14 protein-coding genes and 2 pseudogenes are annotated in these 12,929 nt (G+C 61.9%); 5 read left to right on the top strand and 11 right to left on the bottom strand.

All coding sequences use genetic code 11. The features are described from left to right. Positions 1-51: 51 nt before the first annotated feature. Entirely contained in the window at positions 52-1,842 is a 1,791-nt protein-coding gene (locus B0B13_RS02040) for an acyl-CoA dehydrogenase (protein WP_076794104.1), read from the bottom strand. Between the two features lie 367 nt (positions 1,843-2,209). Next, on the bottom strand, positions 2,210-3,184 hold the full coding sequence (locus B0B13_RS02035) for an AraC family transcriptional regulator ligand-binding domain-containing protein (protein WP_076788573.1): 975 nt from the start codon (positions 3,182-3,184) through the stop codon (positions 2,210-2,212). A 175-nt stretch (positions 3,185-3,359) separates the two neighbouring features. Between B0B13_RS02035 and B0B13_RS02025 the strand changes: the two genes are divergently transcribed. Then, on the top strand, positions 3,360-4,271 hold the full coding sequence (locus tag B0B13_RS02025; protein ID WP_076794102.1) for an NAD(P)-dependent oxidoreductase: 912 nt from the start codon (positions 3,360-3,362) through the stop codon (positions 4,269-4,271). Here B0B13_RS02025 and B0B13_RS02020 read toward each other — a convergent pair. The 3 genes and pseudogenes from B0B13_RS02020 to B0B13_RS18870 all read right to left on the bottom strand — a co-directional run. Continuing rightward, positions 4,261-4,718, bottom strand: a pseudogene (locus B0B13_RS02020) (aminotransferase class I/II-fold pyridoxal phosphate-dependent enzyme); the annotation flags it as partial. The gene B0B13_RS02025 and the pseudogene B0B13_RS02020 overlap by 11 nt on opposite strands. 18 nt (positions 4,719-4,736) lie before the next feature. Then, positions 4,737-5,999 carry a hypothetical protein gene (locus tag B0B13_RS02015; protein ID WP_286137204.1) on the bottom strand — a complete coding sequence of 421 codons (1,263 nt, stop codon included), beginning with the start codon at positions 5,997-5,999 and terminating at the stop codon, positions 4,737-4,739. Positions 6,000-6,050: 51 nt separating this feature from the next. Then, positions 6,051-6,416, bottom strand: a complete 366-nt coding sequence (locus B0B13_RS18870) for an aldo/keto reductase (protein WP_076794100.1) — start codon at positions 6,414-6,416, stop codon at positions 6,051-6,053. Between the two features lie 183 nt (positions 6,417-6,599). Here B0B13_RS18870 and B0B13_RS02005 point away from each other — a divergent pair, with 183 nt between their 5' ends. After that, positions 6,600-7,229, top strand: coding sequence for a DsbC family protein (locus tag B0B13_RS02005; protein WP_237574066.1), 630 nt, complete (start codon positions 6,600-6,602; stop codon positions 7,227-7,229). Positions 7,230-7,438: 209 nt separating this feature from the next. Here B0B13_RS02005 and B0B13_RS02000 read toward each other — a convergent pair whose 3' ends face one another. Continuing rightward, positions 7,439-7,759 (bottom strand): thioredoxin family protein, encoded by a 321-nt coding sequence (locus B0B13_RS02000; protein WP_076794098.1) that lies wholly within the window; start codon positions 7,757-7,759, stop codon positions 7,439-7,441. A 347-nt stretch (positions 7,760-8,106) separates the two neighbouring features. On the opposite strand from B0B13_RS02000, the gene B0B13_RS01995 reads away from it, so the two are divergent. After that, the gene (locus tag B0B13_RS01995; RefSeq protein ID WP_076788568.1) at positions 8,107-8,403 is read left to right on the top strand and encodes an acylphosphatase; all 297 of its coding nucleotides are present in this window, start codon (positions 8,107-8,109) and stop codon (positions 8,401-8,403) included. 43 nt (positions 8,404-8,446) lie between these two features. Here the strand turns inward: B0B13_RS01995 and B0B13_RS01990 are convergent, their stop codons facing one another. After that, the gene (locus B0B13_RS01990) at positions 8,447-8,809 is read right to left on the bottom strand and encodes a hypothetical protein (protein WP_076794096.1); all 363 of its coding nucleotides are present in this window, start codon (positions 8,807-8,809) and stop codon (positions 8,447-8,449) included. Positions 8,810-9,151: 342 nt separating this feature from the next. Here B0B13_RS01990 and B0B13_RS01985 point away from each other — a divergent pair, with 342 nt between their 5' ends. After that, the gene (locus B0B13_RS01985) at positions 9,152-10,039 is read left to right on the top strand and encodes an EamA family transporter (protein WP_083703626.1); all 888 of its coding nucleotides are present in this window, start codon (positions 9,152-9,154) and stop codon (positions 10,037-10,039) included. A 28-nt stretch (positions 10,040-10,067) separates the two neighbouring features. Next, positions 10,068-10,211 (top strand): hypothetical protein, encoded by a 144-nt coding sequence (locus B0B13_RS18160; protein ID WP_170872332.1) that lies wholly within the window; start codon positions 10,068-10,070, stop codon positions 10,209-10,211. Positions 10,212-10,407: 196 nt separating this feature from the next. Here B0B13_RS18160 and B0B13_RS01980 read toward each other — a convergent pair whose 3' ends face one another. The 4 genes and pseudogenes from B0B13_RS01980 to scpC form a co-directional block, all read right to left on the bottom strand. Then, positions 10,408-10,590 (bottom strand): RNA-binding protein, encoded by a 183-nt coding sequence (locus B0B13_RS01980; RefSeq protein WP_076787914.1) that lies wholly within the window; start codon positions 10,588-10,590, stop codon positions 10,408-10,410. Positions 10,591-10,721: 131 nt separating this feature from the next. Further along, positions 10,722-10,970: a hypothetical protein gene (locus B0B13_RS01975; RefSeq protein WP_076787912.1), complete on the bottom strand. Its 249-nt coding sequence runs from the start codon at positions 10,968-10,970 to the stop codon at positions 10,722-10,724. 48 nt (positions 10,971-11,018) lie between these two features. Beyond that, positions 11,019-11,282: pseudogene (locus B0B13_RS19920) on the bottom strand (hypothetical protein); the annotation flags it as partial. 128 nt (positions 11,283-11,410) lie between these two features. Continuing rightward, a complete protein-coding gene (scpC, locus tag B0B13_RS01965; protein ID WP_076794094.1) occupies positions 11,411-12,907 on the bottom strand; it encodes a succinyl-CoA:acetate CoA-transferase ScpC in 1,497 nt (498 codons plus the stop codon). Between the last annotated feature and the right edge of the window lie 22 nt (positions 12,908-12,929).

Here is a 12,929-nt window from a genome sequence, read left to right as displayed (position 1 = left end):
GCGTATTGCACATACCGTTCATGTCATCCATGACATTTATTACCGTACCGCTCATGCCGAGTGCTGTACTGACGCCAACGCACCTTCGCCATTCGCGGCGCTGACGATTGCCACACGTAGCGCGTCCGCCTGCGGCAGCACGTGATGGGCAAAGCAATGCGCGGTCGCGATCTTCGCGTCGCAGAATACCGGATCCTGTGCCCGTATGGCATGCGCCGCAAGCATCGCGCGCGCAAGCTGCCACCCACACAGCACGATGCCGCACAGCTTCAGGTACGGCACACTACCGGCATAAACCGCGTTCGGATCCGTCATCGCGTGACCGATCACGAACTCGATCGATTCGGCCAGCGCAGCGCGCGCCGCCGCCAGGCGCTTGCGCATTGCCGCAAATACTGACTCCTCGTGATGGGCCAGCTCACACTCGGTGAGCGCAATCTGCTCGCACAGCCCGCGAGCGACCGCACCGCCGTCGTGCACGGTCTTGCGGCCCACTAAATCGTTCGCCTGGATAGCGGTCGTGCCTTCGTAAATCGGCAGAATGCGCGCGTCACGGTAATGCTGCGCGGCGCCGGTTTCCTCGATGAAACCCATGCCACCGTGAACTTGCACGCCCATGCTGGCAACGTCAACCGACAGCTCGGTGCTCCAGCCTTTGACGATCGGCACCAGGAACTCATAGCGCCGCGCATATTGTTCCCGCACCGAAGCGTCCGGATGCCGATGCGCGATATCGCAGGCAGACGCGGCAAAGTAGTTCAGCGAACGGGCACCCTCGGTCAATGCACGCATCGTCATCAGCATCCGCTTGACATCCGGATGCTGGTCGATCGTCACCGCCTGCTTGGCCGAGCCATCGACCGGACGGCTCTGCACGCGCTCGGCCGCATACGCAGCGGCCTGTTGGTAGGCGCGCTCGGCAATCGCCACGCCCTGCATGCCGACCGAAAACCGTGCCGAGTTCATCATGATAAACATGTATTCCAGACCGCGGTTTTCCTCGCCGACCAGCTCGCCAATCGCCCCCCCGTGGTCACCGAACTGCAGCACCGCGGTCGGACTCGCCTTGATACCGAGCTTGTGCTCGATCGACACGCAATTCACGTCGTTGCGCGCGCCCGGCGCGCCGTCACCGTCGAGCAAGAACTTCGGCACGATGAACAGCGAAATACCCTTGACGCCCGGCGGCGCGTCGGGTGTGCGGGCCAACACGAGATGGACGATGTTGTCCGCCATGTCATGCTCGCCGTAGGTGATGAAGATCTTTGTGCCAAACAGCTTGTAGGTGCCGTCTGCCTGGCGTTCCGCGCGCGTGCGCACCAACGACAGGTCCGAACCGGCCTGCGGCTCGGTCAAGTCCATCATGCCGGTCCATTCGCCGGCGATCAGCTTGGGCAGGTAACGCGCCTTCTGCACGTCGCTGCCGGCGGTCAACAACGCCTCAATCGCGCCATCGGTCAACAACGGGCAGAGCGCCCATGACAGGTTCGCCGCATTGATCATCTCGTTGCATGCGCTCGCAATGAGCTTGGGCAAGCCCTGTCCGCCAAACTCAGGCGGATGCACGACGGCCTGCCAGCCGCCTTGCGCGTATTGGCGATAGGCCTGCTTGAATCCCGCAGTCGTGGTGACCGCCCCGTCGGCCCATGTGGACGGCTGCGTATCCCCGGTACGGTTCAACGGCACGAGTACCTGCTCGGCGAATTTCGCGGCTTCCTCAAGCACGGCTTGCGCAGTTTCTAGCGTCGCCTCCTCATAGCCGGGCAGGCGGCTAACTACATCGATGTCCGCCAACGCGTTCATCGTAAACAACATATCTTTGACCGGTGCACGATAGCTCATCGCCTGGCTCCTTTTCAAACATCGCAGCGTCGTCCACCGAGAGCGCACGGCCTGCCGCTGCTTTGCCACCGTACGCGCCGAACGCACACGGCGTTCAATCACACACCATCGTAACGACGAATGGCTGCGAGACCATTATCCAAAGCTGCCTTTTCATTGACAAAACGTGCCGCGCGCCGGTGATTTACCGACTGCGGCGAACGGCCACGAGCGCTATCTCGACTGCACAATCTCAGCTATTGGCACTGACGCGGTATGGCTCGGCGCGATTGAACGAGGGAGCATGCAGGTCCATGCGCGGGAATTTGAGCGGCTCGGTTACGATACATGAACGAGGCACGCGAGGTACGCGACGGGGAGTCCGGCGCTATCCCATCTGCCGGTACATATTGGGTGTGCTGCCGGTCCACTGGCGAAACGCGCGGTGAAAAGCGCTTGGATTGTCGAACCCGACATCGTAGGCGATCGCCGCAATTGCATCGTGCGAGCGGGTCAGCCGCTGGATCGAGATATCGCGCCGCACCTCGTCCTTGATACCCTGGAATGTCGTGCCTTCCGCCGCCAACCTGCGGCATAGTGTGCGCACCGACCAATGCATCACGTCTGCAACCGCATCGACCGTCGGTACCGTCGGCAAGCTCTGTGCGATGAACTGGCGCACCCGGTGGCAAACCAGTTCTTGGCCAAATGACACGAAGATCCAATCCTCCGGCGCCCGCGCGAGAAACCGCTGCAGATCAGCCTTACGACGCCGTATCGGCATGTCCAGATAGGCTGCCGCGAAACGCATTTTGGTACACCGAGCGGCAAAGCGCACTGGACCAGGAAACAGATACAGGTAGTCACGCGCGTGCGGCGGGCGCGGGCAGTCAAACTCCACGTCGATCAACGGAATGCGCATCGCCACCAACCACGATGCGACACCATGAACCAATTTAAGCATCAACTCGCGGCCGAGCGGGCGGACAGCGCCGGAGTCCGAGTTGCCCACCACGAGCGTCACGCATCCAATACCGTCCTCGCAATGGGACTGTAGGCGGAAGTCGTCCAGGATCAAGTGAAAGAACTGGCCGAAGCGATGCAGTGCGACTTCCAGACGCGGCGCATCTAGCAAACTCAGGCACAGGTACTTGAGCGTGCCATTGCGCAGCGGACGGCTGAAGACGCCGGGCATCTCGTCGTCCAACTCAGTGGCAAGCAACCGGTATAGTGTGGAGAATTGCTCTTCGGTGACCCGCGCGTCCGGCTTCTCGAGCAGCGGACGCGGGATACCCGAGCGCTCGGCAAGTCGGGCGACGGCGTGCGGATCCGCGCCGGCAAGAAAGCCATTCACCAGAGAGATCGGCACGGTGGCAACGAGCGGATTCGCGGCATCAGACATGTGACGAACAGGCATAAGCACGGCGGCAACGGCACGCTGAACTGGTATTGTGTCACAAGCATCATGGCGGACCGCCGCCTCACCCGGCACCTGAGATAATGCCGGTTTCCCCGATATTGTTTCCAGGAGAAACGAAGTGACCGACCAGTCATCTCCTTCATCGAGCGAGACACCACGGCGCGTCGCGTTTCTCGGACTCGGCGTAATGGGCTACCCGATGGCCGGCCATCTCGCCAAGGCCGGGCTGGACGTGACAGTGTACAACCGCACGGCGGCCAAGGCGCAGCGGTGGGTTGCCGAATACGGCGGCCGGTTGGCGACTACGCCCCGCGAGGCCGCACGGAACGCCGACATTGTGCTCGCGTGCGTAGGCAACGACGATGACTTACGCAGCGTGACGCTGGGCGGGCACGGTGCGTTCGCCGGCATGTCGCGCGACGCGGTGTTCGTCGACCATACAACCGCCTCGGCCAATGTCGCCAGGGAGCTATTCTCGATCGCCGGTGAACAAAGCCTGCATTTCATCGACGCGCCGGTATCGGGCGGACAAGCCGGCGCTCAGAACGGCAAGCTGACGATCATGTGCGGCGGCGACGCCGCAGTGTTCGAGCGCGTCGCGCCCACGCTGCGGCACTATGGCGTCGCGGTCACGCTGCTGGGCGAATCCGGCGCGGGCCAGTTAACCAAGATGGTCAACCAGATCGCAATTGCCGGCGTCGTACAGGGGCTGTCAGAGGCCGTTCACTTCGGGCAACGCGCCGGGCTGGACATGCCGCGCGTACTCGAGGTCATCGGCAAAGGCGCAGCCGCGAGTTGGCAAATGGACAACCGCGGCAACACGATGATCGAAGGCCACTTTGATTTCGGCTTTGCGGTCGATTGGATGCGCAAGGACCTAGCGATCTGCCTGGATGAAGCCAAGCGCAATGGCGCGTCGCTGCCCGTCACCGCGCTGGTCGATCAGTTCTACGGCGACGTTCAGGCGCTCGGCGGCCGGCGCTACGATACATCGAGCCTGATCGTGCGACTGCGTCAGCTCAGCGCGTAACGGCGTCAGCCTTAAACATCGCCTTGATCCCGCGCACCGCCTGCCGTATTCGCGATTCGTTCTCGATCAAGGCAAAACGCACATGGTCGTCGCCGTGGTCACCAAGCCGATCCCCGACGACACCGATACCTTGGCCTTTTGCAGCATCTGCTTGGCGAACTCGAGCGAACCGAGTTCGCGATACCCGTCCAGTATCCACGCCCAGATATACATCGACGCCTTGGGCCGTTCCACCTGCCAGCCCGCCTCGTGCAATCCTTTGACCAGCACATCGCGCCGGCTCTGGTACTGCGCCGCAATGTCCCGCACGCATTGCTAATCCTATTCCAGCGCCGCAATCGCGGCAACCTATAGGGACGTGAACGCGCCGTAGTCGTGGTAACGCTTGATGCGCGCGAGTGCCGCGACCAGATCGGCATTGCCGACCATGAAGCCAATGCACCAGCCCGGCCACCACGCTGTTATTTATCGATCGTGTCCCGACGGAGCCCGGCGAAACACATCAACGCCCGCACCCTCCCGCGCCCGTTTGAATACCGCATCTACGTCGAGTGAGAATCCTGGCGTTGCAACCGGCGGCAACTGAAGCGTCACCGGGCCGAGCGCCTGCTGCAGTATCGTGCCCCATGCGCCAAGTTTTCTTTGTCGTTTCCGGGCCTCAATCATTTGACTGACCTGCCACTTTTCACCCATGCTGAGCCGCCCGCAAGCCGACTTCAGCCTAGCTTGCCCTTCCTTCTGCACATCTGCATCTGAAATTTTGAGTTTGTACAGCGACGGAATCCATTTGTCATCGAACACATCAAGAAACGACTCGAACACGGTGCAAGCGTCGTGACGAGCATGCCCGTCCTGATGGCCGAACGCATGCGCTGGGCCTGCGTTGGAATCCGATAGGTCTATCCTCTGTTGCAGCCGGTCGAGCATTTGCTGCAGTCGCCCCCAAGCGGGCTCTCCACGCTGGACCAGGACATTCTGCATTGCCGCCGTCCGGGTCATGAACTGCCGCAGTTCGGGCGTCACAGCGCGATTGATACCCTGTCGTCTCACATAACGCTCAATGTCATCGCATAAATCGGCCAGCGTGATCGGCTCTTTGGGAGGCGATGATGCGAAATCGGCACGACCACCATTGGCCGGTGCAGCGGACTGCTGCACCGGGCACATAAACATCAACGTAAGCAATATGGCATCCTGATTTCCTCTCATCTCCTTCGCATACGCCGATGGGCTGTCGCGGCGACATCCCGGTGTGATCCTGGATACGTTGAATAACGTATCGAGTGTCGGGTGTGCGCTGCGCGCACGCGGTGCAGCTTTTTCAGCAGCCTGCGGCCCCTTACGCGCCGCAGACGCGCCAGATGACTTTCTCCAGGTGCGCAAAGGCCAGCAACAGATCGACGAAAACACATTCGGCATCAAGCGCTCCCTCACGGCAATTCTCCAGTACGCAGCGTACCGCACCTTCATGTCGAAAGGACTAGCAATCACGAGCGCCCGGCCTGCAGAAGCGAAGCGTGGGGCAGCACCAGTGCCATTTAGGCGCACCGCGTCATCGCACCGATATTGCGACATCCATTCATTGAGCCGTGCCCTCAGGTCAACATCCAGCGTCACATCGACAACCGTAAGCGTGTCGACGAGTTGTTCGGGCCGGCTCGCAACGATGCTCGCACAGGTGGCGGCCAGATTGGCGAGCACCCATGCCACCGCGGCGATCGTCATCATGAGCCGGACAGCCCCACCACATCGCGCAATTGTTTTGTATTGCATATCATGTTAGTAACGCTCCTGGTAAAGCTTGGCGACATTGCCTAGCGCGAAGCAGTTACCGGCTCCGGGCCCGGCTTCACGCGAGTGTTTTCCTGTCAACAACCCGCCGGCCAGTGGGTTGTACGGCAACGCCGTGAGTTGGTCCTCCGCGGCAAGCGGCAGTAGTTCGCGCTCTATTTCGCAGTGCGGCAGACTGTAACGTGGCTGTACCGACACGAAACGGGCCGAGTTGCGTAACTGGGTACGCCCCCGCGCTTTTGCGAGGTGATACGCGAGAATCGCAAGCGAAATGTCCTCATCGGTCTGTACGCCGAACGTCATCGTTCTCATGCGCAAGCGCGAGACGGCCAGCCCGGTGTTGCCAAGCTTCATGTATTGCACCAGGCACGCCTTTGCGTGCCAGCATTGCGATCCAACATGATGACAGCAACACTTACTTGCTTCTGACGTGCCCCGCTCGCCAGTTGGCGTGCCGCTGTGCGACAGGCCACAGACAGCGCGATGGCGCAACGCCGACAATCGGCAGCTCCATTGAATCCCGGGACAACAGCACGGATGACACCGCGAACCGTACGCATGCTCGCCACGCTGCTCGCGGCGTTGGCCCTGGCGGCCGCGCTCGCCGGCGGCGCGTGGCTGTACCTGAACCGGCCGGGCCACGGCGGGCTACTATTCGAAATCGAGCAAAAACTCGACAAAATCGTGCATTTCGATAAGCGCGGCGTCGACTTCGGCACACTGCCGCTGGACGATGCGCTGCGCAGCGTCAACGGTGATGGCTCACGCCGGATTGTCGTGTTCTCCGATCCCTATTGCTCCTACTGCAAAACACTGGAGCACAGCCTTGCAGGACTACCCAACGTCACCGTGTACACGTTCTTGTACCCAATCCTCACGCCAGACTCGAAAATGATGTCCGCCCGGATCTGGTGCGCTAACAACCGCACCGGCGCGTGGTCGGCATGGATGCTCGAGGATCATGCGCCGCCGCCCGTTACGGCACCCTGCGATGCAACGGCGACAGTGCTGGCGCGTAACCTGATGCTGGGGCGCAAATTGCGTGTGATGGGAACGCCCACACTGCTGCTAGCCAACGGTCAACGGATCAACCGCGTGCCGTCGGCGGCCGAGCTAGAGCAAGCGCTAGCGGTCACCGCCAGGCCGAGCCGCGCTTCGATCCGCTAGCACCGCCCGGCGGTACGGCTACTCAGCTACTCAGCCACTCAGCCGCGCAACAGCGCGGCGCACAATGACGCAACCGGCAACGGCGCAGCACGCGGCACGCGTCAGCCCCACAGTAGCCAATGCGCAGCCATCCAGTACACCGTGATTCAATAGGCGTGGCCAGCAACAATAGGCCGACGTGCAACAGGATCAGCGCGTCATAAACCGCGCTATCGCAGCGTGGCCAATGCGTCGTCGAGTTCTTCGGCGCGGGTCGGGCGCACGACACGCGCCCGTTCCTGTCCGTCGCGCAGAAAAATCAAAGTCGGCCACAGTTTCACACGAAACGACCGTCCCAGCGGCCGCCCCGGTCCATCCTCGACTTTCAGGTGGCGCATCGCCGGATGGCGCCCAAGCGCCTCAGCGATCACCGGCTGCGCGCGTTGGCAGTAACCGCACCAGTTCGTGCCGAATTCGATAACTGTCCCGCCGGCGAGCGTGTACAACTGCTCGCGGTCCGGCGCATCAGGTGTGTAGGGAAATGGCTCCATTAGTCAACACTCCCGCCATACGTTGCATTCGTCACAGCATAGCCGCATGCGGCAAAACCTGCAGCAAGAAAGCAGCAGGCTGAGCGGCGAGGCACGCGGGCAATCGACTGGGCAGTAAGCCGGCACGAGAGCAACCGGTTGGGCAACGAGCCAGCATGAGGGCCACCAGCCAAGCGGCGGGCCGGCAGAAGGTCAACCCCCTATGCTGCAAGCCACACGTGCCGGCAAGGGCACAGTGCTTGCTCGGCCGCATTCATGTTGCGGAGCCCGTGCACGATGCGCGCGGCGCGACTACAATCCGCGGTTTGAACGGTTCAGTGATGTCTGCACGACAGGAGGGATGCTCGATGAGTGGAGTCGATCTCGATACCAGGGTTGAAACATACACTGTCAAGATTCGCGGGGCAGTGCAAGGAGTCGGGTTCCGGCATGCCGCGGTGCGCCGCGCGCATGCGCTGCAGGTACGGGGCTGGATCGCCAATCACGACGACGGATCGGTCAAGGCGGTCGTGCAGGGACCGGCCAACCAGGTGGACCTGATGCTGGAATTCCTGCGGCGCGGGCCGCCACGGGCCAGGGTGTCCGAGTTCATCGCGAATGAGGACTACTCGGAGCGCCGGTACGATCGCTTCGAGCAGCATTGAGCGCGGCGTCAGATCAAGTGCTTACGCTGTGGCCGAACACCACCTAGCGGTCCAGACCCTGCCGCTCCGCGGTGTACAACGCGGCATTGGCCTCGTTGAATAACACTGGGTAGCCGTGCATGTCGGGACGGGCGGCGGTCATGCCTACAGCGCGTCCCGCCGATCGTCGTTGAAGCGGATCTCTAGCATACAAGCCGGACCCCTTCAAGACGGGAAGCAGCCCCTCGCGCGTCCGACTAAGCGATGAGGCCGCCGCGCGCAGCGCCTTGGCAAACACTTTCCGGGCGAGCAGCGACGTGGTCAACACCCACTTGTCGAGTTCCGAGATGTTGCTGTTCCCCTCGGCGGCGGCAATAACGTTGGACGGCGGGACGATGGTCCCGCCGGCACCACGCATGCGCAGCATGCATTTCGAAGTCCAGCGCCTCGTCCGGCGTGCGCAGCGACATAATCAGCTGCATTTCGAGGAACAGCCCGATCGCCGCGAAACCGCCCTCAGTTGCTGAATCAGTCTCAGCGCCTTGGCACGCTCGGCCAGCGCGCCGGATTCCCGCCGACGGCCGCGCAGGCGGTTGTGCTTAGCTAACGCTGGGCCGATCCGGCACTTTACGGGCCAAGCTGTACGATCAAGCTTTACGGGCCAACTTCCTATCGATTATCGCCGCATCCGTTCAAAGACGATTGAAACACTATGGATGAGCAGCGGGATCGGACGGACAATCGAACGTTTTCTGACACGTTGCCGATCATGAGCCGGACCGCCCGCCTGACGCCTTTGCTGCTGCTGTGCCTGCTGGTCACCTATGTCGTCTGGGGCACCACATACTTCGCGATCTCAGTCGCCTTGCGAGCGATGCCGCCATTCATGCTGATGGCGTCGCGCTTCGCCGTCGCGGGCCTGTGCCTCGGCCTATTCGTACTTGTGCGGGGCCGCACGCGGGCGAGCTGGCGACAGGTGCGCAACGGCTCGATGCTCGGCGCGCTGATGCTGCTGGGTGGCATGGGCGGCACTGCGGTGGCCGAACAGACCATTTCATCGGGCGCGACCACCGTGATGATCGCCGCCATGCCGATCACCGCGATCGTCTGGCAACAACTGTTCGGTATTCGCCCGCGCGGCCACGAATTGGCCGCGATCGCCATCGGCACGGTGGGCGTGCTGGTGCTAATGTCGGGCGCCGAGTTCCGCACTAGCGGCAAGGGTGCCGGCGCACTGCTGCTGGCGATCAGCTGCTGGTCGCTGGGCACCCAGTTGTCGCGCTCATTGGACTTGCCGCCGCCAGCGCTGGCCGTGACAATCGAAATGCTCGCCGGCAGTATGATGCTGGCGATAGCCTCAGCGCTCAGCGGCGAGTCGCTTGCGACCGTGCCGCGCGGCGCGCCACTCGTGGCGTGGCTGTACCTGGTGACGATGGGCTCGCTGCTGGCGTTCTCCGCCTATATGTACCTGGCCAGTCACACCACAGCAGTGCTGGCGACAAGTTACGTCTACGCCAATCCGCCGATCGCGCTACTCGTGGGTGCAGCGCTGGGTGGCGAGCGGATTGCCCCACAAACGCTAGTGGCCATCGCGCTGATTCTGCGCGCGCTGGCGGTGCTCAGCTGGGGAATGTGGCGCCAGCCGACGACACCGTAAAAGCTACGTGAGTTTTTGGCGTGAAATAATGCCATTTTTTCAAATTGAAAGGCGAGGCAAAATGGGGCAACGAGCAAAATTCATCTTCGTCGCCGTGCTGACGGTGCTCGCGTTAATCGCCGCGCTCGGCAAAATGGGCCGAGCCGTTGGACAAGGTCTGTTGAGGGCGTGACGAGGTCGGTTGAGCATCTGATGAAGATCATTTGAGCCTCTGAAGCGGCCTATTGCCTCGTCCGACGAGGTCGGTTGAGCGTGCGATAGGCGGCTGAACCACGCGGCTGTGTCAACCACGGGAGTTAGCTGGGCCAGTCTGTTGTCAGCAAGGTCTGGCTAGACTTTCGAGCAGGTCGGCTTAGCCCCTACCGGATTCAATCGAAGTTCAGCGCCAGCGCACGCGAGGCCATCGCCATGTGGGCGACTTCGATGATGGCGCGAGCGCGTTCGACATTGTCACGAATAATCTCGACAAGCCGTGCACCGATCGGGGCAAGCCGGTCGCGCAGTGCTTCCTCGCTCAAGTCGGCCGGCAAGTTGAAAATAATAAATTGCATCTCGGTCTCCGTTGAAACATGACGTGAAAGCCATGATGCAACGCAATCCGTATGCCCAGTGTAGCAATTATGATGTGCGGTTTCGTAACCGGATGTGACAGGCAGAACGCAGCGACGCGTCACCCCGAGTGTCAATATGCCACCGCCGAGCGCTTGCACGCGATCAGCATCGACAGCGTACCGTCCGAGCGGTTGCGCTGCAGCGTGTCGTAGCCGGCGTCGCCGCATTGGGCCTGCGCACGCGCATCGCAGAACGGCCACCCTTCGGCGGCGGAGCACCGGATCAATTGCGTCGGCCGGCCATCGCCGGTGAACAGCGGCTGCGACGATCCGCAGCCGGACAACAGCAGTAGTACCCCGATCCATCGTGCTGCCTTCATCTCACCTCGCTCAGTGTCGTACGTCTTGTTTCGGATACGTGCGTCGATTCAGTGAAGGCTGAAATCGACACGGGTCGTGGCCCGCTTATCGCTAATCCCATCGGCGTCCAGCTTCGGCGCGACAGTATCAATCCGCGCGGCGTCTACCTTGCCTTCGATCCATTGCCGCACGGTCCTACGTCAACGCGCACAGCTTCTGCTCACCGACCGGCGCATGCCCGCCAGCAACTCGCGCCTCTGCTCGGCAGGCAACGATTTGGCGAAGCCGATAAAGTTGCGCTCCTTTTTGAAGTCCGCGGCCTTGTAGGCCCGGCAGCGCCTTATAGACTCGTGGCAGCGCGCTATTGAGCCGCACATCGGAGCAGACCCTACGCAAGGCTGGAGGCAACGGGGTGCTGCAACGAGGCGGCTGTACCCAGAACAGCGATGGCGACGGCGATTTACGGCAGCATGGTACCGGTTTGCGCCAGCCGCAGGTGGAACGAAAACGCCTGCGCCAGGTCATGCGGCGTGTGCCCCTGACCCTTGAGTGCGTCGCGATAGTAGTCGCGCAGCAAATCGCGGTACTGTGGATGCGCGCATCGCTCGATGATCAAACCCACTCGCTCGCGCGGCGCCAGCCCACGCAGGTCAGCCAGCCCCTGCTCGGTGACCACGATATCCACGTCATGTTCATTGTGGTCACAATGTGGCACCATCGGCACGATGCTTGAAATCCGGCCGTCCTTGGCCACCGACTTGGTCGCAAATATCGCGCAGCATGCGTTACGCGCGAAATCGCCTGAGCCGCCGATGCCGTTCATCATGTGGGTCCCGCCAACATGCGTGGAGTTCACGTTACCGTACAGGTCCACTTCGAGCGCGGTATTAACCGCGATCACGCCAAGCCGGCGCACGATCTCCGGATGATTGCTGATTTCTTGCGGACGCAATACCAGACGATCGCGATAACGCGCCAGCTCACGCAACACCTGACGCTGCCGCGCCGCCGACAGCGTGATCGACGAGCCGGACGCGAACGCCAGCTTGCCGGCGTCCATCAAATCGAACGTGGAATCCTGCAGGACTTCCGAGTACATTGTCATCGCTTCAAATGGCGAAGCGCACAATCCCCCCAGCACCGCATTAGCGATCGTGCCAATACCGGCCTGAAGCGGCGGCAGTTGCGCCGGCAAGCGTGCGCGAGAGACTTCATGCTGCAGGAACTCGATCAGGTATTGCGCGATGCGCGTGGTGTCGCTGTCCGCTGGCAACACAGCCGAGGAACTGTCCTCGTCGTTCGTGATGACAATGCCCGCGATCTTGTCCAATGGGATATCAATCGTGGTCGTTCCGATCCGGTCACGCGGGTCGGTGATCAACACTGGTGCGCGGTCGGGCCGGCAAGCCGGGATCCAGATGTCGTGCAAGCCTTCCAGCTCCACCGGCTGAGCCAAGTTCAGCTCGATGATCACCCGTTTGGCCAGAATGGCAAAACTGGCCGAATTGCCAACGGACGTGCTGGGTACAATGCCCCCGGACTCGGTAATGCAGATGGCCTCGATGACGGCCACGTCCAGCTGGCCGAGCAGATTGGCCCGCAGCATCTCGACCGTCTCAGACAGATGCTGATCGACAAACAATGCGCGTCCTGAATTGATCTCGCGACGCAATGTCGGGTCGGCCTGGAACGGCAGACGGCGCGCCAGCATGCCGGCCTCGCTCAGTGCCTTGTCATTGTCGTGACCGAGCGAAGCGCCCGTCATCAACGTGATGCGAGGCGGCGTCGGCTCGGTGCGCGCACGTTCGGCCAACGCGAGCAACACCGCCTTCGGATCGCCGGCTCGCGTGAAGCCGCTGGTGCCCACGCGCATTCCATCATGAACTAAGGCCGCCGCGTCGCGTGCGGAAATGATGCGGTTGCGCAGGCTCGCGCACCGAATGCGTTCTTCATACATAGCGTCTATGCTCCAATAACCT

The organism is Burkholderia sp. b14 (assembly GCF_900156195.1).
In the GTDB taxonomy this organism is placed as follows: domain Bacteria; phylum Pseudomonadota; class Gammaproteobacteria; order Burkholderiales; family Burkholderiaceae; genus Mycetohabitans.
This window is presented reverse-complemented; position numbering and strand designations above follow the sequence as displayed.